17 protein-coding genes are annotated in these 21,304 nt (G+C 36.5%); 12 read left to right on the top strand and 5 right to left on the bottom strand.

The genetic code is table 11. The features are described from left to right. Nucleotides 1-34: 34 nt before the first annotated feature. The 3 genes from AC4E8C_RS13450 to AC4E8C_RS13440 all read left to right on the top strand — a co-directional run bounded on the left by AC4E8C_RS13450 (nucleotide 35) and on the right by AC4E8C_RS13440 (nucleotide 4,264). The gene (locus tag AC4E8C_RS13450) at nucleotides 35-1,570 is read left to right on the top strand and encodes a DHA2 family efflux MFS transporter permease subunit (protein WP_490207195.1); all 1,536 of its coding nucleotides are present in this window, start codon (nucleotides 35-37) and stop codon (nucleotides 1,568-1,570) included. A gap of 201 nt (nucleotides 1,571-1,771) precedes the next feature. After that, entirely contained in the window at nucleotides 1,772-2,755 is a 984-nt protein-coding gene (locus tag AC4E8C_RS13445) for a proline dehydrogenase family protein (RefSeq protein WP_490207194.1), read from the top strand. Between the two features lie 336 nt (nucleotides 2,756-3,091). Beyond that, nucleotides 3,092-4,264, top strand: coding sequence for a class I SAM-dependent methyltransferase (locus AC4E8C_RS13440; protein WP_490207193.1), 1,173 nt, complete (start codon nucleotides 3,092-3,094; stop codon nucleotides 4,262-4,264). A 170-nt stretch (nucleotides 4,265-4,434) separates the two neighbouring features. Here AC4E8C_RS13440 and AC4E8C_RS13435 read toward each other — a convergent pair whose 3' ends face one another. Then, nucleotides 4,435-4,863: a hypothetical protein gene (locus AC4E8C_RS13435; RefSeq protein WP_490207192.1), complete on the bottom strand. Its 429-nt coding sequence runs from the start codon at nucleotides 4,861-4,863 to the stop codon at nucleotides 4,435-4,437. Between the two features lie 431 nt (nucleotides 4,864-5,294). Between AC4E8C_RS13435 and AC4E8C_RS13430 the strand changes: the two genes are divergently transcribed. Both AC4E8C_RS13430 and AC4E8C_RS13425 read left to right on the top strand, forming a co-directional pair. Beyond that, on the top strand, nucleotides 5,295-6,119 hold the full coding sequence (locus AC4E8C_RS13430) for a formate/nitrite transporter family protein (protein ID WP_490207191.1): 825 nt from the start codon (nucleotides 5,295-5,297) through the stop codon (nucleotides 6,117-6,119). Nucleotides 6,120-6,327: 208 nt separating this feature from the next. Beyond that, nucleotides 6,328-7,329: a VanW family protein gene (locus AC4E8C_RS13425; RefSeq protein WP_490207190.1), complete on the top strand. Its 1,002-nt coding sequence runs from the start codon at nucleotides 6,328-6,330 to the stop codon at nucleotides 7,327-7,329. Between the two features lie 65 nt (nucleotides 7,330-7,394). Here AC4E8C_RS13425 and AC4E8C_RS13420 read toward each other — a convergent pair whose 3' ends face one another. Next, complete coding sequence (locus AC4E8C_RS13420; RefSeq protein WP_490207189.1) at nucleotides 7,395-9,071, bottom strand: hypothetical protein; 1,677 nt, start codon at nucleotides 9,069-9,071, stop codon at nucleotides 7,395-7,397. Between the two features lie 199 nt (nucleotides 9,072-9,270). Next, nucleotides 9,271-11,088, bottom strand: a complete 1,818-nt coding sequence (gene pepF / locus AC4E8C_RS13415; RefSeq protein ID WP_490207188.1) for an oligoendopeptidase F — start codon at nucleotides 11,086-11,088, stop codon at nucleotides 9,271-9,273. A 208-nt stretch (nucleotides 11,089-11,296) separates the two neighbouring features. On the opposite strand from pepF, the gene AC4E8C_RS13410 reads away from it, so the two are divergent. Then, complete coding sequence (locus tag AC4E8C_RS13410; RefSeq protein ID WP_490207187.1) at nucleotides 11,297-11,740, top strand: hypothetical protein; 444 nt, start codon at nucleotides 11,297-11,299, stop codon at nucleotides 11,738-11,740. Nucleotides 11,741-11,751: 11 nt separating this feature from the next. Here AC4E8C_RS13410 and AC4E8C_RS13405 read toward each other — a convergent pair whose 3' ends face one another. Then, nucleotides 11,752-12,657 carry a TetR/AcrR family transcriptional regulator gene (locus AC4E8C_RS13405; RefSeq protein ID WP_490207186.1) on the bottom strand — a complete coding sequence of 302 codons (906 nt, stop codon included), beginning with the start codon at nucleotides 12,655-12,657 and terminating at the stop codon, nucleotides 11,752-11,754. A 186-nt stretch (nucleotides 12,658-12,843) separates the two neighbouring features. Between AC4E8C_RS13405 and AC4E8C_RS13400 the strand changes: the two genes are divergently transcribed. Both AC4E8C_RS13400 and AC4E8C_RS13395 read left to right on the top strand, forming a co-directional pair. After that, nucleotides 12,844-14,373, top strand: a complete 1,530-nt coding sequence (locus AC4E8C_RS13400) for a DHA2 family efflux MFS transporter permease subunit (protein ID WP_490207185.1) — start codon at nucleotides 12,844-12,846, stop codon at nucleotides 14,371-14,373. A gap of 129 nt (nucleotides 14,374-14,502) precedes the next feature. Further along, nucleotides 14,503-15,105: a branched-chain amino acid aminotransferase gene (locus tag AC4E8C_RS13395; RefSeq protein WP_490207184.1), complete on the top strand. Its 603-nt coding sequence runs from the start codon at nucleotides 14,503-14,505 to the stop codon at nucleotides 15,103-15,105. Nucleotides 15,106-15,139: 34 nt separating this feature from the next. On the opposite strand, the gene AC4E8C_RS13390 is transcribed toward AC4E8C_RS13395, so the two are convergent. Continuing rightward, nucleotides 15,140-16,252 (bottom strand): metallophosphoesterase family protein, encoded by a 1,113-nt coding sequence (locus AC4E8C_RS13390; RefSeq protein ID WP_490207183.1) that lies wholly within the window; start codon nucleotides 16,250-16,252, stop codon nucleotides 15,140-15,142. A 278-nt stretch (nucleotides 16,253-16,530) separates the two neighbouring features. Here AC4E8C_RS13390 and AC4E8C_RS13385 point away from each other — a divergent pair, with 278 nt between their 5' ends. From AC4E8C_RS13385 to AC4E8C_RS13370, 4 genes are all read left to right on the top strand, one after another. Further along, complete coding sequence (locus tag AC4E8C_RS13385; protein ID WP_490207182.1) at nucleotides 16,531-18,090, top strand: spore germination protein; 1,560 nt, start codon at nucleotides 16,531-16,533, stop codon at nucleotides 18,088-18,090. Continuing rightward, the gene (locus AC4E8C_RS13380) at nucleotides 18,087-19,241 is read left to right on the top strand and encodes a Ger(x)C family spore germination protein (protein WP_490207181.1); all 1,155 of its coding nucleotides are present in this window, start codon (nucleotides 18,087-18,089) and stop codon (nucleotides 19,239-19,241) included. Before AC4E8C_RS13385 ends, AC4E8C_RS13380 begins: the two co-directional genes overlap by 4 nt. A gap of 225 nt (nucleotides 19,242-19,466) precedes the next feature. Next, on the top strand, nucleotides 19,467-20,567 hold the full coding sequence (locus AC4E8C_RS13375) for a GerAB/ArcD/ProY family transporter (RefSeq protein ID WP_490207180.1): 1,101 nt from the start codon (nucleotides 19,467-19,469) through the stop codon (nucleotides 20,565-20,567). Nucleotides 20,568-20,630: 63 nt separating this feature from the next. Continuing rightward, complete coding sequence (locus AC4E8C_RS13370; protein WP_490212555.1) at nucleotides 20,631-21,290, top strand: NAD(P)H-binding protein; 660 nt, start codon at nucleotides 20,631-20,633, stop codon at nucleotides 21,288-21,290. Nucleotides 21,291-21,304 lie beyond the last annotated feature (14 nt).

The following is a 21,304-nucleotide window of genomic DNA, read 5'->3' as shown; positions in this document are numbered from 1 at the left end:
GAAAATGAACAAAGCGTCTAAGGGGGAAACATTAATGGATCAATCCATAAAAAAGACCAATCGTCCACCATACGGAATAATTGCAGTGTTGATGATTGGAGCATTTATTTCATTTTTAAACAATACGTTATTAAACATTGCTTTGCCTTCTATCATGAGGGACTTAAATATTGAAGCATCAACAGTTCAGTGGTTGACGACTGGATTTATGCTAGTAAACGGGGTATTAATTCCGATTAGTGCTTATTTAATCCAAAAATTTTCTGTCCGGCACATTTTTTTAGCGGCCATGACATTATTTACTGCAGGTACGATCCTTGCGGGTTTTGCCCATGTATTTCCGCTTCTTTTGGGCGGACGGATGTTACAAGCATCAGGCTCAGCTATATTAATGCCACTGTTAATGAATGTTATGTTAGTCAGCTTTCCAATTGAAAAAAGAGGAGCAGCAATGGGGGTATTTGGATTAATCTTAATGTTTGCTCCAGCCATTGGTCCAACATTATCAGGATGGATTATTGAGCATTATGACTGGAGAATGCTGTTCCACTTTATCACACCAATTGCTATTATCGTTATTTTACTAGGTGTATTCATGATAAAAGATAAGAAAGAAAAGGTCATTGTTCACCTTGATTTCTTATCGCTTATCCTTTCAAGTATCGGTTTTGGCGGGATTCTTTATGGGTTTAGTTCTGCAGGAAGTAAGGGATGGGACAGCCCTCAAGTTTATGGAACCATTATTATTGGTGTCATTTCGTTGGTTATTTTTATATTGCGTCAGTTAAAACAACAATTACCTTTGTTAAATTTTAGAATCTATAGATATCCAATGTTTGCCTTATCATCGGTTATTACTATGGTAGTAAATATGGCTTTGTTTTCCGGAATGCTGCTATTACCTATTTATGTGCAAAACATCCGTGGTATTTCGCCAATGGACGCCGGTCTATTGCTTATGCCAGGGGCCATTTTGATGGCATTCATGTCACCTGTTACGGGTAAATTATTCGATAAAATTGGTGGCCGAATCCTTGCTGTTATTGGGTTAGCGATTGTCACCATAACCACATATGGTTTTAGTCAATTAACTCTCACGACAAGCTATACACATTTAATCATTTTGTATTCGGTTCGGTCGTTAGGGATGGCCATGTGTATGATGCCTGTTTCGACTAATGGTTTAAATCAATTACCTAAACGTTTTTATCCACATGGTACGGCGATGAATAATACATTAAACCAAGTGGCTGGTGCAATTGGAACTGCGCTCATGGTAACCATTATGTCAAACCGTGCTGAATCGCATGCAAAAGAACTAGGCGCAGCTGCAATGAAAAAATTAACTGAGCAGCCAACACAAGAAGCTCTTGCACAAATGAAACAACAAATTATGATGCAAGCTACATTAGAAGGAATTAATTACTCCTTCTTAATTGCTACGTTTATTGCTGCTGTTGCCCTAGTATTGGCATTCTTTATCAAACGTGTGAAACAACCGGGAGATGAGTCAAAAGGGGAAATTAAGTCAAAATCTTCCAAGGTTGCAACCAAAGTAGCAGAAAATTAATTTGTGGTGCCTGACACCGTTTCTACCATATGCATGGTATTTAAAAGCCCATTTCTAATAGAAATGGGCTTTTTTATGTACAAATTTAGTTAGTTTGTAAATATACAAAGTAATATATTTTGGAAAATTCGCAAAACAAATTTTATTGAAAGCGTATGCTATAATGATGATATAACCATCAATCAGCAAGGAGTTATCGCCATGTTAAAAGATCTATTTATGGGATTATCCCAAAATCAATTTCTAAATACAACTGCTAAAAAGTATGGCTTAAAAATGGGCGCCCAAAGCGTTGTTGCAGGTACAAATATACCTGAAGTGATTAAAAGTATTAAGGAGCTAAATTCTCACGGGATTTCTTGTACAGTTGATAATTTAGGCGAGTTCGTTTTTAAAGAAGAAGAGGCAACGGCTGCCAAAGAACAAATACTCGAGGTTATCGAAGCGATTCATGAGAATAAGGTGGATGCACATATCTCAATCAAACCGACACAATTAGGGTTAGATATTGATTATTCATTTTGTTTAAATAACTTAAGAGAGATTGTCGCCAAAGCAAGTCAATTTGATATGTTTGTCAATATTGATATGGAGACGTTTAAACATTTAGAGCTTACCTTTGATTTATTGGACGATCTGTCGATCGAATTTGAAAACGTGGGTACGGTCATCCAAGCATATTACCACAATGCATTAGAACACGTTGAAAAATATAAGAATTATCGTATTCGGTTGGTAAAAGGTGCTTATAAGGAATCCGAAGAAATCGCTTACCAGGATAAAAAAGATATTGATGCAAATTATATAAAATTGATTGAATGGCATCTTTTAAATGGAAAGTTTACGTCAATTGCTACCCATGATCACAAAATCATTAACCATGTAATTGATTTTGTAAAGCAGAACCATATTCCGAATGATCAATTTGAATTCCAAATGTTGTATGGATTTAGAAGGGAGCTGCAGCTTAAATTGGCGAGCGAAGGCTATAACTTCTGTACGTATGTTCCTTTCGGAAATGACTGGTATGGGTATTTTATGAGACGACTTGCTGAAAGACCGCAAAATTTAAATCTGGTTGCTAAACAAGTATTTAACAAAAAAACAAATACCCTTATCGGTGTTGCCGCCGGGGCATTTATACTAGGAAGAATGACAACGTCAAATAAGAAAAAAAGGAAATAAACTTCGTTTTAACAGCTTAACATTAATTAGTATGACCAATCGCCAGGAATTCTTCCATTTATGAAGGATTCCTGGCATTTTTATTTTTATATAGAAATGAATGGCGTTTAATTATTTGATATAAATAGTCAATTGGGTTTAAGATAGCAAAGGATATTATTCGTGATGCGAAATATTTTGAAGGTTGTTCCTAGACGTGTGGAATCCATAATCAATTCTTTGAAGTCGATTATTTTTTTACGATAAAATCCGATTTAAACGATAGGTATTATCTGATTTTCTTATGTGTTTATTTTTGGTAAATGTACAAATAATAATTCCTAGAGGTGCTGAATAATGATTGATAAATTATTTTATAAAACGTTTCTTAAAAAGACATTTTCTATACCTGTAGAGATTACTTTTTGGGATGGTGAAAAAGTGCAATATGGAGAGGGCGAGCCGCAATTTAAACTCATCTTTCGAGATATTATTCCAAAGGCCGAAATACTGGCAAACCCATCAGTCGCCTTCGGAGAAGCATATATGGATGGGATTATCGAAGTTGAAGGCGATCTACGAGAGATCGTGACCTCTATGTATCGAAGTCAGGAAAGTTTTTTAGGTAATAGTAATTTTACTACTCAGCTGCTGAAAAAAATATCCAATACAACGAAACGAAGTAAAGAAAACATTGCTTTCCATTATGATATTGGTAATGACTTTTACAAGCTATGGCTGGATGAAACGATGACCTATTCTTGTGCTTACTTTAAGGAACCTACAGATTCTCTGAAAACGGCTCAACAAAATAAAGTGGCCCATATACTTAAAAAGTTGAGCCTGACTGAGGGACAAAGCCTTTTAGACATTGGATGTGGTTGGGGAGAATTAATTATAACTGCTGCTAAACGCTATGGCGTAAAAGCTATCGGGATTACCTTATCAGAGGAACAATTTGCTCGAGTAAAGGAACGGATTAAGTTGGAGCAATTGGAGTCATCCGTTGAGGTCCATTTAATGGATTATCGCGATTTGAAAAAGCAAAGCTTTGATCGGATAGTCAGTGTGGGGATGCTTGAGCATGTTGGCCAAGATCACCTGCCAGAGTATTTCCAAAAAGTAAATGATTTACTTGTGGAGGGTGGTCTATCTGTTCTGCACACCATCACTTCCCCAAAAGAAGGTGCCACAAATGCTTGGATTGATAAATATATTTTCCCAGGAGGCTACATCCCATCCGTAAACGAGTTAGTCAATTATATTACTGAGTATAATTTCTATTTAACCGATTTTGAAAGTTTGCGGAGGCATTATGCAAAAACGCTAGAAAAATGGGCAGAAAACTTTGAAAATGTACTTGATGAAGTTAGAAAAACCAAGGATGAACGCTTTATTCGTATGTGGCGTTTATACCTAAATGCATGCTCTGCTTCTTTCCTAACAGGGAATATAGACCTCAGTCAATTTATCTTTACAAAGGGTACCAATAACTTTATTCCATGGACCCGTGACTATTTATATAAATAAGTTAATAATAGGGTCTAAGGCAATAATGGTGCCTGACACCCTTTTTTGCATTTACAAGATGTATAACTATTTTTTCTCTGTAATGGTTGTGGTTAAGGTGAATTAGGCACACAAGAATTACTATAGAAAAGAAAAAAGGCACCTAGCCTTTGAATAGTTCATCAAAGGTGTTAGGCACCATGAGTTACAGCATTGTAGGAGAATTTTGCATCATCCCATTGATAAATACCTTCTTGGAGCTTTATGACGGAGTCAAAAGGTCGATCGATGGTAACTTCTTCTTCTAATTGAACCTCATTATTTAAATCTTTATGTTGTTTCTCAATTAAATAGTTCTTTAACCGCAGCAAATCTGTTTTTGAAGCAACACGAAGTACCTTATCTAAAGTAATTTTCTTTTCACTTATTCCATAACTATTACAAATACTTGTTTGAAAACTTTTATTATACTGTAGCATCATGTTTAAATCATTGATACAGGCTACACCAAATACCTCTTTGATAATATCCTCGTACCGAAGCTGTGTGCCAGTAGCAAATTTAATAATATTCTTTTCAGGATTCTCTAAGAAATAAACGGTTTCGATTGAATTTCCCATGTTATACCACCTTTTCTTCCATAAATTTCTATAGCAAAATCTTTAAGAGCAATAAAAATAAGTAGATTTATTTAAAGATTATAGTTAATTTAGCCTAATAAATCAGTGCATCATATATATTATAACACACTTTTCATTAATTTTCGGGACACCTTTTGAAATTTGTCTAGTTTTGTCGAAAAATTACTATAGTAATCAGCTAAAGAACTTCCTTAGTGTAAAATGGAAGTTCTTTTACCCTAACAGATCAATTCCCTTTTTGGGATATTGCCACAAACCCTTTTGCTGCCTTATATGAAGGTAGTTGAAAGCGCTTTAAAATAGTTAAAGAAATATTCACATGTTTCTAGAAGAAATTACTATAAAATAAGGTTATGTTTAATATTTCACAAATCAATCAAGAAAACAATTAATTAAAAGGAGTATATCAAATGGGATACAACAAACCCGATAAAATTATGGAAATCACCGTAGAAAATGGTGTTACAAAGACAAAATATTCTCCAGTTCAGACATTAATCTTAGGTTTCGAAGCAGGGGCATTTATTGCTTTAGGCTATTTACTATTCATTCGTGTTACAGCACCTTTGTCTGGTAATCTAGAAGGATTAAGTAACTTAATTGGAGCATCCGTATTTCCGATTGGGCTAATCCTCACCTTAATTGCCGGTGGTGAGCTCTTAACAGGGAATATGATGGCCGTACCACTTGCAAGGATTGCGAAAAGGGTCAGTACAAGACAGGTTATATATAATTGGTTTCTTGTAACGGTTAGTAACTTTATTGGAGCTATATTTGTTGCCTACTTTTTCGGGCATGTGGTTGGATTAACAGAATCGGCACCATATTTGGAAAAGACCGTTAGTATTGCCGAACATAAGCTGGAAGCTTCCCTTATCCAAGCTTTTATTTCGGGTATTGGTTGTAATTGGCTTGTTGCCTCAGCTGTATGGCTTTCATATGGGGCAAATGATATGGTTGGGAAAATTGCCGGTATTTGGTTTCCAACGATGGCTTTTGTCGCAATTGGATTTCAACACGTAGTCGCAAATATGTTTGTTATACCGGCCGCCATTTTTGCAGGACATTTTTCATGGCTTGAATATCTTCATAATTTTATTCCTGTTTTTTTAGGGAATGCGGTGGGCGGAACGGTATTTATTGCGATGGCTTATTGGTATACTTATAAGAAAAATACACCTGAGTATGCTGAGCCAAAAGTGGTTCAACCAATGGTGAAAAGTGGAGTTAGCTAAAACTTTATCTACCTTAAAAGCAGCCCTAAACGAGAGTTTAGGGCTGCTTTTTTACGCCTTTATAACATTAATCATGGTTAACCTCCTTCTTAGTAATATGGACATACTGCATAGAATAAAATGGGTGAATGGGAGTATTTCCTAACGGTAAACCAGTAGTACTGGCAGGAGTCATTTAAGAAACTAGATAAGAGGAGAAGTTGAGGAAATGGTAAAGCGTATTAGGGCAGTCACATGGATGATAATAGGTAGTTTAATAGGTTTGGCTGGTTGTACAGAAGATAGGGCACACGAAAAGCCTCAAAAAGAAATGGTTACGGAGACGCAGCAAAAACCTGCCCAAAAGCCAGCAGTTGAACCCGAAAAAATAAAAGAACAAAAACCAGTTGAAGTAAATGTAATTGATCCAAAGTCGAAAAAAATTATTAAAACTTTTTTACCAGAAGAGGTAGGTTACCATACAGATCAGCAATTATATAAGAAGGAAATAGAAAAGTGGTCTAAAGAGCTAGCGCGAGGGACGGAAACAATGGAAGGCTATGACCAACGTATGGTGCTTGACAAAATTGATGAGAATAGCCAGATTATCAAGGGAAAACCACAAATTATCTTAGATGAAGCTATTTTAGTAGATAGAATAATGATTGCCTCTATCAGCGGGGGAGACGTAGAGCTGCCTATTACGGTGACAGAAAGCGGCTATAAGCCTGAAGATGTTCCACATTTGAACGAGGTAGTTATAGGTTCCTTTACAACCTATTTTAACAGTGGAGTGGTTGGCCGTTCTAAAAATATAGAGCTTTCAGCAAAAGCTATTGATAATATCATTGTTGGTGCCCAGGATATTTTTTCTTATAATACAACTGTCGGTCCAAGTGACGTTGAACATGGGTACCAACCTGCAAAAGAGATAGTCAACAAGCAATTGGTTGATGGAATTGGCGGCGGAATCTGTCAGACGTCTTCGACATTATTTAATGCCATCGACCAAGTGGGAGTTAGTTATGTTGAACGGCATCACCATTCCTTATCGGTTGGATATGTGCCTGCAGGGAGAGATGCGACTGTGTCTTATGGCGGACCAGATTTTCGTTTTCAAAATACTACGGGTGTTCCATTACTGATTAAAACCATTTATGGAAAAGGAAAATTAACCGTTGAAGTGAGAACATCTGCTGCCTATCAAAGTCTTATTTCAAACAGGCAATAGTCATAAAAAATCTATTAAGATGATAATAAAAAGGCCGATTCGATTAGGAATTCGGCCTTTAGTAGTTATAACCCTTCGATTACAATCTCTTGAGATGGTAAGAAATCTTCCCCTGTATCTAAATAGTGAAGCGTTACTTTATCGCCTTCTTTTAGATAGATGGCCAATGGTGCTTTTTCAGATGAAATAACATAATTTGTATGATTGTCTAAAAGAATGGAAACAACAGTAAAATCTCCAGACTTTTCCTTGTAGACCCGAAGGACTGTTCCAGATATAATCTTTTTCTCCGCTTTTGAACTTCCGTCAACCGAACCTTTTCCTTTTTGGAGTGAGATTTTATATAGTTTTAAAGCTTCATTTGCTGTGTTACCATAAACGGATATTTCCGGATTGGCTGCGGAGACGATAAAATAATTTTGAAGAAACCCATTTGAATCCATAACAGGAGTTAACCAGCTTGCTTCACCATAGAAGTTGTAAAGGATAGGCATTTGCCCATGCCATTTCTTTTCAATAAATTTCTTCTCAATAATCTGTAATGCCCCCTGTGAATCCATATAGGATTGTTCGGGGTTTCCTGTATAGTAGATGGCTTTACCAGTCCTTGAGTTGGTCAATGAATAACCAAGCATTGAATCAACGCCTTCTTTTGGACTCGTAAAATCAGTGAAATAATACATGACCCCATTTTCATCAAAAATGGGACTAACATTTGCCTCTGTTCCCTCGTCTGACGGAAGTTTCACATCTGATTTTCCAAATTTGCTGTTCCAGTATCCATGGATTAAGTTTCCAAAATAACTATTTTGCAAACTAACAACTTCCGGAGAAAGAGCCCCGTCAATAAACTCAGGAATATCTGCCAATGAATATTCTTTTGTTTCACCACTTTTCGAATCTACTACTATAATTCCTTTAACATCGAAGCCATTACGGGCAGAAACAAAGTTGCCGTATGAACGAATATAAAAAGGTTTACCGTTTTCATCCACTTCTAATTGAACATCACCATAAAAAATCTTTTTCGGATTCATCATTCGAATATGACGCTCGATATTTTTATTAAAATAAGCTGAAGGGGTATAGACCATTTCGGATTGTATAAATTTAGGGTTTGCCGATGAATCGGTTGCACTTAAAGTAAAGTAACCAGGAGTCTGATTCCCTTTCCACCATTTAAAAAACCCGGAAAATTCAACAGGCGCAATATAGACATACTTGCCCTTCACCTTTTGTATTTGTAAGTTTCCAAGCTCGTAATAACTTGTATTTGGAACTTGACCAAATGCCTTTTTCATTTTGTTCCGGGCAAATTGTGGAGGAACACTTGCTGGTGTTTCTTTTTCATCAAAAGATTGAATTTCAACTTTTTGGTCCATTTTTGCAATTTCGTACTTCTCATCCGCATTAAAAAGAAAGGCTGTAAGGAAGTAAGTGCCGGCAACTAGACTTGCTAAAAATAGAAGCCCTTTTATCTTTCTTTCCATACCTTTGGCAAGAAGTGTCCCTCCTAAAGTAAGGAGGATCGCCAATGGCCATAAAGAAGAGAAGTTTCGATCTAAGTTACTAAAATAATAGAAGATAAAGACTGACGCTATCAATAGAGTGGAAATTAAAAGAATGAATCGTAAAAATTGTTTCCGTCCCTGTTCATTCGGCAAATCCCTCTTATGAATGGGTAATAAAATAATGACAGAGGCGATGCTAATAATCAGAGTAAATAAAAATATATTTCCCATATGGTTCTCCTTTTGAACATCATTTTTCAATACTGTTTATTCCATTTACGGATTAGCCTACGAAAAGTTTCAAGGAGAGGAGAATCAAGGTGAGTGATAAGACACAATAAACAACTAAAGACCTTTATTATCCCTAGACACAAAAAAACGAGCTTTAGAGAATTTTCTAAAGCTCGTGGTGTCAGGCACCATTACTCATTTATTCATTGTAGGAACGTTCTAATTCATCAATGAGGGAACCGACATAGGCGACGGCTTTTTTAATTGGATCCGTAGATGACATGTCCACTCCTGCATGTTTCAATAACTCAAGCGGTTTCATGGTTCCACCTGCACGAAGCACCTCGAGCCAACGGTATACTGCAGGCTGACCCTCTTCTTGGATTTTTTGAGCAACAAGGGTCGATGCGGTTAAACCTGCGGAGTAGGTGTATGGATATAAGCCCATATAATAGTGGGGCTGACGCATCCATGTAAGACTTGCTCCTTCATCGATTTCAACAGTGTCACCCCAGAATTCGGAAAGAACAGCACCTGTGACTTCTGTTAATGTTTTGGCTGTTAGAGCCTTGCCTGCTTCAGCAAGTGCATATACTCTACGCTGATACTCAGCCTCAAGCAAATGAGTGACAAAGTTATGATAGTACGTTCCCAAAAGCTGTATAACAACCCAACGTCGCATTTGCTTATCATCAAACTTTGCAAGTAAATGCTGACCTAATAACATTTCATTCATGGTAGAAGGAGCTTCGATAAAGTACATGGACGGGCGTACATTCATGATTCGCTGATTTTTATTAGCTAAATAAAAATGCCCTGCATGGCCGAATTCATGGGCCAATGTGAAGGCTCCGCGCATATTATCCTGCCAGGTGATGAGAATGTATGGATGTGCACCATATGGACTTGAGCAAAAAGCACCAGTTGACTTCCCTACATTATCTGCAAGGTCAACCCATCTTTCTTCGAACCCTTTTTGGATCATCCCCTGGTATTCAGGTCCCATAATCTTAAGAGATTCTAAAATGATTTGACTTGCTTCTTCATAAGTTGTTTCAGGATTAAAATCCGGATCCAATGGTGCTTTTAAGTCACAAAAAAGCATTTGCTCAAGACCTAGCACCCGCTTCTTTAATAAGGCAAATCTGCGCATATGTGGAGCCAATTCTTTAAAAATAGTATCAATTTGATTATTATACATTTCTAGTGTTACCTGCTGCGGTTCGAGAAGCATGTGTGTGACGGACTCATAATTGCGTAAGCGAGCAAGGGCAAGTTGTTTCTTTACTTCTGTTGCGTAGGAACCGGCAACGGTGTTTTTATATTTTTTTAACGTTTGCACAAAAGAGTGATATGCCTTTCTGCGAATATCTGTATCGGCTGTAAATTCATAGCGGTTTTCAAATAATGCAAATGAAATGAGAAGTTCGTTACCCTCCGTATCTTGAATTGGAGCAAATTCCATATCAGCTAACTTGGTCATTTGATAGATTTGATAGGGAGCCCCTTGGAGTTCACCGAGTGCTGCAAGTGCTTCTTCTGTTTCCGGCGTGAGCCTATGCTTTTTCGTTTCAAGAAGCTGTTGTAAATTCTTACGGAAAGCCTCAAGATTGGGCTCTTCTTGAAGAAACTGTTCAATGGACCCCTCATCAAGTGTAAGTATTTCAGAATTAATAAAGGATAAAGCTGCCACACTTTTTGTATGTAAGGAAGAAAACTTGGCTGAATTAGCTTGATTAACGGGATCAGTTCCATCGGCGGATTGTTTTAAACTAGCATAGGTCGCTGCCTTAACAATTCGCATTGAAAGTTGTTCCTGTGCACACAAGCAATCCAAAAAAGTTTTTGAACTGGTATGTAATGAACCTTTAAATTTATCAAATTGTATAATTTCTTTATCAATAACGGCTAATTCCGCCTCCCAAGCCTCATCAGATTCAAATAAATCTTTTAGATTCCAGGTTTGGTTTTCTGATACCTCTGAACGGATAAGCCGTTTTTCAACTGTTTTATTCATCTTTTTCCCTCCTAAAAATAGTTCGTAAGTCTAAATTTAATTTTATATTATTTGAAAATTAAGTCAATAAATAAAAAGGTTAAACCACATCGAGGACAGGAGAGTGGATATTTTTTAAATTGTAATTTAAATGAAATATGTTGTTTTGAAACCATCAACCATCCACAGTCGTCATATAAAGAGTAAAGCTATTTAAGGGGGTAAAAGGGTGGGGGGACTAAAAAGATTATTCATTACCGTAATTCTTGTTTCCACATTAGTTTTTAGTGTGATTATTGGTGTATTTGGATCAGCCTTATTTCAGGAGGGAAACCCTCTGCCCTTGATGGTATCTATCTTGAAATTGAAATTTACCGATAAAGATCACGTCGAGTTTGCAAAAACAGAAAAACAAAGCCGGTACATATCAATCAATAAAGGAAATAATCACTATAAAATCGTAAAGGACTTTATGAAGTCCAATGGTTGGCTCTTTAAAGAACAAATGGGTTCCGGGCTAATTTTTATTAAAGAAGAGAAAGAAGCAATAGTCCTGACAAGGCAGTACTCACGTCATTTTGTTATTTGGGATATTTCGAAAAGCATGGTTTATATTGATACTGAGACATCACAATATACAGACATGCAAAAATCCCCTAATTTTACAAATTAGGGGATTCTAAATTAATGGGTATCCTTTAATAATTTATAGTAATCAACAATAAACTGTTCAAGCTGCTGTAGTTCTCTATTCCAAATAGTCTCTTCTTTCAATGAGGAAATGGTACTTTCAATCAAAAATCTTCTTGGCGTATTAGAATGAAGAATTTCTTCCTGGATAAAGTCTAATAATTCGATCCATTTCTCTTGGGTATCTTCTTCATGGTTAGATTTTGAAATTTTTTTCCTCAACTCTCCAGTTAAATCTAGAAGCTGGGCTTTTAAGTCTTGTCTGTTGCTCGAACAGGCTGGCAGCCATTTTTTCAAAAGTACAGGATCAAGCAGCTGAACTTCTGCTTCAGATACATCTTCTACCATTTTAACTAACCGTCCAACACTATATCGGACAACCTGTCTAACTTTTTCACCAGTTTCATAGGCCATTCGGTTATACTGTAAATTATGTTGAATAATCCCCTGAAACATAATCGCACAATCCAGCATATAGGGTTTTTTATCCTCACCGAAGAGATCGATAAACCGACTATAAAACCAGAAAAGTGAATTTAACCGAGTTTCCTGGATGAATTGTTTGAGGTCAGAATCATTAGAAGACATTACCTCTTCATAAATAGTGATTAGTTTGTTTTTTCTATTTGTAATCATTTGTAATTCGAGTTGATTAATAAATATATCAATGTTTGAAGGATCTTGGCCTATTAATAAATCATTTCGATCTTTTTCCAGTTGTTTATTAATGGTTTTATAAATCCCAATCAATAATTCATTTTTTGAAGAAAAATAATTATAAAATGTCCCTTTCGAAATACCGCTGTAGTCTAAAATATCCTGAATAGAAGTGGAATGAAAGCCTTTGTCAATAAACAGCTGATGTGCAGCCTTAATGACATTTTGTTTTCGCGTGTACATTTAATCACCTATAGTTGGATTTATACTGCTTGTATAAAATAATACTACCTCATTTAATCCATCATTACAAACCCATTAATTGAGCTTTTTTTTTATTGCAATAATTGAAATGACAGTATATTATATTATTGATGTGGAATAAGGGTATAAAAAAATAAACGATTAGTTCAATAAGGGGGAAAATGGATGGATTTATCCAAGCAAGTGAATAATCGTCCACCATATGGTATTATTGCAGTCTTGATGATTGGTGCTTTTATAGCATTCTTAAATAATACCTTATTAAATATTGCACTGCCTTCAATTATGAAGGACTTAAAAATTGAGCCGTCAACTGTGCAGTGGCTCACAACAGGTTTTATGTTAGTAAACGGAATTTTAATTCCACTTTCGGCATTTTTAATCCAAAAATTTTCGGTTCGGCAATTATTTTTAGCGGCTATGGGATTATTTACTATCGGAACTTTAGTAGCAGGTTTTGCTCACGCTTTTCCTTTATTATTAACTGGCCGGATGACACAAGCAGCAGGATCTGCTATTATGATGCCGCTTCTAATGAATGTCATGTTAACAAGTTTTCCAGTTGAAAAACGTGGAGCAGCAATGGGGGTTTTTGGTTTAGTATTAATGTTTGCTCCAGCTATCGGTCCTACTTTATCAGGGTGGATTATTGAACACTATGACTGGAGAATGTTGTTTCATTTTGTAACTCCCATCGCTTTAATCGTTCTATTAATTGGCTTTTTTATGCTTAAAGATAAAAAGGGAAAAGTGGATATCCGACTCGATTTCTTATCCGTATTGTTATCTAGTATTGGGTTTGGAGGAATACTTTATGGATTTAGTTCAGCGGGTAAAGAAGGCTGGGATAGTCCCCAAGTCTACGGTACGCTTACGATTGGTGTTATTTCTTTAGTAACTTTTATATTACGTCAACTAAAGCTAGAGCGTCCATTGCTCAATTTTAGAATTTATAAATACCCAATGTTTGCCTTATCCTCTGCTATTTCAATGGTGGTCACAATGGCCATGTTTTCAGGAATGCTTTTACTTCCTATTTATGTTCAAACCATTCGAGGAATCTCCCCAATTGATGCCGGTTTAATGCTTCTTCCAGGTGCAATCGTAATGGCCATTATGATGCCTATTACAGGTAAATTGTTTGATAGGTTTGGCGGGAGGTTATTGGCCATTATTGGGCTAACGATCACTGTAGTTACTAGTTATTTATTTAGTAAATTAACTTTGGATATCACCTATAGTCATTTAATTGTTTTATATACTCTCCGTATGTTTGGGATGTCGATGGTAAATATGCCGGTTACTACAAATGGTTTAAATCAGTTACCAGCGCGTTTTTATCCGCATGGTACGGCCATGAATAATACAATGTCACAGGTCTCGGGAGCGATTGGTACAGCTTTACTTGTAACAGTTATGTCGACACGTGCCAAAACACATGCAACCGAAATTGGTGCGGCAGCGATGAAGAAACTGACCGCACCACCATCAACGGAAGTACTTGCACAAATGAAGCAGCAAATCGCTATGAAAGCAATGCTAGAAGGAATCAATGATGCCTTTTTCATCAGTGTCTTTATCGCGGGACTCGCACTAGTTCTTGCTCTCTTCATCAAGCGGGCTAAACAAGCAGAAGATCCAGGTGAATCAGTACCTGCACGCCCACAATTTGGAACAAAAGTAATGGAAAATTAAATGAAAGGAAAGGTGTCAGGCACCATTAATTTGCCTGACACCTTTTTTTGCTTTTTTACCATACTAAATTTGCTTTTTTGTTAAAATAAATTCAATATGATAGTAGATAATATTGATTGGAGGATTTTTATGTTAAAGGAACAATTAAAACAATATATAGCAGAACAGCAAGAAGGTATAAACAATGATGGTATAGTAATTTTTCCTGAAGAAAAAGAGTATATAGAGAAGAATAAGCTTGAATACAATGGGCCATTAATTGAGAATGAGGGGGCACGCTTTACGGATGCTTATATTGAACGTTGTGATAAAGAAACGGAAAATATGATCCGGAATGAATCCTCTGCTTTCTTATCCGAACCACTAGAATATCTAAAAAAGAAAAAAAATGAGTTTATTTACTTAGAATCAAAATGGTTTGATGTCATTAGTGTAGATGCCATTTCGCTGGAAGCAGATGATGTCTTCGGTACATATGATGTTATGTTAGGTTTAAAGCTCCAAAAGAAATTTGAGCAAGTAATTAAGGAACAGCTCAATGCACATTTGCATGGCGAGGAAGCAAAATTTGATTTAATGTTCAGCCATGAAGATGGTCTTTGGAATTTGAACTTTGCTTTGAACTATGTTGAGGGATTTCATGAGGATATATCAATTGGCGAGGCCTTTCAGTTAATCTATCATTTCTTATTTAAATTGGTGGAAACAGTTGAACAACATAAAAACAATTAAAATCATAGGAGACATAAAAAACCTAACCAATATTTTACTGGTTAGGTTTTTTTAATGGGATTGTTACTGTCTTGATCCATGACTGTGTACTGAATTCTCTTGCCATGATTTCTACCTTATTTTGAAAAACATTTACTACACACCCTTGTGAGAGGATGTAGTTTGGTCCACCCTCTGGTGTATAGGTATAAGCAACTGAACTTGTATTTACCATTGTAATTCCGTCAGTATAAATACTTTTTGGATTATTCAATGGGTAATGAGAGTGTCCTGTGAATAGAATTACTTGAGGGTATTTCTTTAGTAATGCTAAGATTTTTTGGTCCTCAAGCCCCGCGCCCCATTCGCTTCCATAAACAGTATTAGTAATGGGCTGATGGAAAAATACAAAAATTGGTTTTTGATCTTCTGCTTTTTCTGCCAGTGTCCTTTCCAGCCACTCATATTGTTCATTAGAGACATAGGCAGCATCTTGCTCCGCCGTCCCATAGGCAGCTTTCATCGTTGCAGCTGATTTTTCCCCTGCAATTGTAATAAAATGATAGCCTTTAATCCATTTATCATAATAAATTCCTGGAACATTTATTTCGTTCATAAATCTATTCTTCAATTCCTCATCCGTTACCTTACTTTTAGGAAGTGCTCGTTTTTCAAGCCATTCGTGGTTACCTATTACCATAAATTCATCAGCACCGGTAAGAATGTTTTTTTTCAAAATGGATTTAAATAATTCGTATTCTTCTACCAATCCATGATTCGTCATATCTCCATTAACTGCTAACACATCATATTCAGGTGCGATATTCTTTAAATCTAGCAATGCAGGTTCTAATTTGTTATTACCATTTGGTACTTCTTTAGAATCTATATGTGTATCACTGATCACCCCAACCTGAAAGATTGGTTTATTATTCTCGTGTTCCAATGTTGATGAAGAATCAGATTGTTGTAAATCTGATGCAACATCATTAGAGGTTTGTTTGATGTCAGATCCGGTATCATTAGTGGAGGTATCTGTGTGAGCGTTTAATGTGTTTTGTGCCTTGACAATTTTCGATTGTAGAATACTTTCCACCTGGTTCCATTTGAATATGGAAAGGCAAAAGACCCCGGCGAGTATAAATATAATAAAAGTATTTTTTTTCATGACTAAACCTCGCTAGATCATTTATTAGTACGTCATGATCATAGAACAGTAAACTTAATTTTTTATTAACTTGCCTTTTAAAAAGCTTAAGTATGTTATTTCCGTTCCCTCTATAAAAAATTTTACACATTTTAAAGTATGTCCAAGTTGTTAACATACAAGTGACTTGGTGAAAAAGGAATATTTTTGAATAATTGGGTTAAAGTATAAGAACTAATCAAACATACATGTATTTGCAGGCAGGTAAATAAGAAAATTTATACATAGCGGAGTTTTCGATGCGAAAATTTAAAAAAATGTTAAATGGTCATCCTCGTAAATTAGATAGTGAAAAAATCAATCAAGAAATTTTAACCGATTTATCAAAGAACACACAAATTTTAAAAGAGCATTTTAAGGACTGCTCTGACATAGTCTTCCGCCCGTTTTGTGCAGGTGGAGTCATGTCCATATTGGTATTTGTAGATGGATTAGTCGATACTGCGAGTATTCAATTCCATGGAATAAACCAAATAATTAATGAAATGGACAAAGGGAATGTTTCTGCTGATTTTTTGATAAAAAAAATTCTTTCGGTGAGTTCTGTGAAAGAAATTTCGTTGATGGATGATGCTGTGTTAAATGTTTTAAAAGGTAATACAGTTTTATTAATTGATCAAGTGGATAAAGGGATTGTCATTGATGCAAAGGGCGGTCAAAGAAGAAGTGTAAGTGAACCTGAGACTGAATCCGTTGTCCGTGGACCTCGCGAAGGGATGACTGAGAGTCTTAGAGTTAACACGGCGCTTGTTCGACATAAGATTCGATCCAATCGACTAAAAATTATTTCGAAAGATATCGGGGAAGAAACCAAAACAGGCATTGCCATCATGTACGTAGATGGATTGGCGGCACCTGAACTCATTAAAGAGGTGCAGGCGCGGTTGGATCGAATTAAAATTGACGGAATCTTAGAAAGTGGATATATAGAGGAACTGATAGAGGATAATCCTTGGAGTTTGTTCCCACAAATCCAAAACTCAGAACGGCCGGATACAATTGCTGCAAATTTGCTAGAAGGAAGAGTAGCCATTATCGTCGATGGAACTCCATTAGCATTAATTATGCCAACTACTTTTTGGCAATTCCTGCAGGCTAGCGAGGATTACTATCATCGCTTCCATATTTCCATTTTTCTCAGAATTCTCCGTATTATATTTGTGTTTATTGCTCTGACTCTGCCTGCTTTATATGTGGCAACTACAACGTACCATCAGGAAATGATTCCAACAAATTTGTTATTTAGTATTGCTTCAAGCAGAGAGGCAATCCCTTTTCCAGCTTTTGTCGAGGCTTTAATTATGGAAATTGCCTTTGAAGCATTAAGAGAAGCGGGTGTAAGACTGCCGAAAATAGTTGGTCAGGCTGTTAGTATTCTAGGGGCACTTGTAATTGGTCAAGCTGCGGTAGAGGCTGGAATCGTTTCAGCTCCGATGGTTATCGTTGTTTCACTTACGGGGATTGCCTCGTTCACGATCCCAAGATTTAATATGGCTATTTCGATTCGGCTTCTACGGTTTCCCTTTATTGCTCTAGCAGGTGTGTTTGGGTTATTTGGGATTCTACTGGGACTCTTAGTTCTCTTAACACATTTATGCAAATTAAGGTCGTTTGGCATACCTTACTTTTCACCACTAGCCCCTTTATCGTTTAAAGGACTTAAAGATGTGTTCATTCGGGTTCCATGGTGGGCTATGAACAAAAGGCCAAGTCAAACAGTTAAATTCGATATTACTAGACAAGCTGGAAATATGAAGCCATCACCTGGGAAAGGGAATGAAGAGGGGGAATCATCATGAGATCAGCCCGGCTATTAATCATGATTATATGCTCTGTCATTGTACTAACTGGCTGTTGGGATCGGTCTGAAATTAACGATATCGCCTTTATTGTTGCTACAGGTGTAGATAAAGGCAAGGACAACAAATACCTTTATTCTGTTCAAGTTCCCTTGCCGAGCTCCATGGGTGGGGCTGGATCAAGCGGCGGGGGCGGCGGCACTAGTGGTGAAGGCCCCTTCCTTATTGCTCAAGGTTTGGGAGGTAACCAAAGACAAGGATTAGAAGATATCCAGATGAAGTTATCGAGGCGACTTTATTTGGGCCATAGAAGAGTCCATATAATAGGAGAAGACCTTGCTAAAGAGGGAATTTCTAAATCATTAAATGCAGCTTTCGTACAACCCCGTTCCCGTATCTCTACATTTCTGTTAATTTCAAAAGGGGAAGCAGTGAACGTATTAAAGGCACAGCCACGAATGGAACAATATTCAGGAGAAGGTATGCGGGAGATGTCTAAAAACAGTATCAATATGACGGTCAGAGATGCCCTTCAAGATTTAAATCGGCCTGGAAAAGATATGGTTATTCCCAGGGTTGAAAATGCGGGTACAATTAAAGGCGATAAGAAAAAGAATGAAGTCCAACTCGAAAGCTTTGCTGTTTTCAAGGATGACAAGCTTGCGTTTTCAACCACTAAACAAGAAGGAATTGGAATATTATGGTTGTTTGAAAGAATGCAAAAAAAATCCCTTTCCTTTCCAGTGTCTAAGGACATGGAAATGTCAGTGCAAATTTTTGAAAATCATGTTCAACCTCATTTAAAGTTTGAGAAAGGTGTCCCTGCCTTTGTTCTTAAAGTAAAAGCTGCGGGTGTTTTATTTGAAAATGAACCTAATTTAAGAATTGAAGATCCCAAAACCTATCAATTTATTATTAGAAAAATGGAGAGTGAAATTAGAAATGATATTCAATCCATTTTGGGGCATGCCCACAAATCTGGTGTGGATGTATATGGATTTGGTTGGTATCTCTATAAAAATCACAACCAAAAATGGGAGAAAAATTGGAAAGAACACTGGCGAACTATGCTGCCAAAGTTAAAGGTCACAGTTCAAGTTGATGCGGATATCCAACGATCGACTAATTTAGGAATCATAGAAAAGGAATGACAACATGAAAACAGGAATGATCGTTGTTTTTATATGTTTGTTAAGTTATCTCATATATATTATTAAAGCAAAAGTTGTGAGCAAAAAAGAGCGTAAATGGGTCTACATTTGTGTTGGATTAACACTACTAATTTCTCTTCTAGATATGTTCAATCTCTCATTAAGTGGTTTTACAACATTTTTAAATGTAACCTTTGAAGGGATTGCTAAAATGGTGGTAAAATTATGAAGCAGAAAATATCAAATCTACAGTTGATTTTATTGGTTGCCAATTTAATTTTCACAGCACCTGTTATCAGTCTGCCCCAGATTATTTTACAACAAGGTGACCAAAATGCCTGGGCAGTCCCTATCATTATTTATCCCATTTTAATCTTGTTTATTTTCCTTATTTTTGGCAAAAAGAACAATGTTGAGAGACTACAACACTTATTTTTAATCGGAGAAAAGAGTAAGTGGAAAGAAAAGGGATTTGTTCTTCTTTTTCTTCTATTTGTCTTTTTTACCTTGGTTAGAGATGTAAGATCAATGATTGACTTTGTTGCGACAGTGTTGCTGCCCACAACACCCAATGATATCCTTATGGTCTTGTCTATGTTAGCCATTGTCTATATTTCCATATCAGGAATTGAAGTTATTTCTCGGGTGACCGCCATCCATTTTGGATTATTATTTATTGTCGTCGCCTTGCTTCCTTTTTTCCTAATGAATGAGTGGGATTTTGGGAATTTGCAGCCGCTGTTCGGCTGGAAATCGATTCCCGCTCTATTAAGATCGGTATTCGTTACTTTTTCTTGGATGGGAGAAATGATTTTCTTTTTAATTATCATTTCCGCTATCAATCCTGTTAAGGAAGCGAGAAGAGCCGTTATTATTGGGACTGGGCTGGGGCTTTTCCTCTTTTTTATTGTCATGGTCTCCGCACTAGCCGTCTTAGGGGAACAAATTGTCAAACAGTCAACGTATCCCAGTTTAATGATGATTCAACAAATAAATATTACCGATTTTCTAGATCGGCTTGATTTAATTATTACGGCTGCCTGGCTGCCGACTATGTTTTCGAAATCTGCATTCCTTCTTTATGCAATCAATTACAGTTTAAGTTTTCTATTTAAACGAAATATGAATATTTATTTACTGCCTATTAGCTTGATCGTAGGTTATTTCTCAATTCTAATGTTTAAGAACACCATGGACCTTTTACGTTTCTCGTTTTACACTTGGAATTTAATTAGTCTGATAGTTGAGATCCTTCTGATTTTTATGTTCCTTATTGTAAGAAGAAATGGGAAAATAAAAGTGGAAACGAAAGAGGCAGAAACATAGGATTGGTCAAAGTGATGGAAAGGGGGAACTTGTGTGAGTTTTACTAAAAAGACGGCACTAGTCATGGGTGCAAGCGGGCTGGTTGGCAATGAATTAGTAAAGGTTCTTATTCAGAAGCATCAGTACGAAAAAATCCATTTGATGGTAAGAAGACCGATTCAAATTACGGATTCGGTATGTGAATATCACCTAGTTGATTTTGATCATTTGGAAGATTTCTCGGAATGGTTTCACGTAACCGATGTCTATTGTTGCTTAGGGACAACGATTAAAAAGGCGAAAAGTCAAGAAGCTTTTCGGAAGGTAGATTACACCTACCCACTCGAGGCGGGTAAATTAGCAGCTAAGGCCGGCGTCGAAAATTTTCTAATGATCTCTGCAATGGGGGCAAATGCCAAATCGAAAATATTTTATAATCATGTTAAAGGAGAGATAGAAGAATCTCTAACAAAAATGGGCTTGAATTCCTTACATATTTTCCGCCCTTCCTTGTTGTTGGGTGAGAGGGAAGAATTTCGCTTAGGTGAACGCATAGCTTCCAAAGCTAGCGGTTTTTTAAATACTATTATGATTGGCCCACTTCGTCCTTATAAAGCCATCTCTGCAAAAAATGTGGCCATTGCTATGGCAGAAGTAGCTGCCTCTGGAAAAAAAGGAGTCCATATTTATCCCTCCCATGAAATCGAACAATGGGCAAGTGGAAAACTAGATAGAAAGATTTAGTAAAAATTCAATAT

The organism is Neobacillus sp. SRL179 (assembly GCF_984799095.1).
Note: the sequence above shows the minus strand (reverse complement) of the source record. Positions and strands in the feature narration are given on the sequence as shown.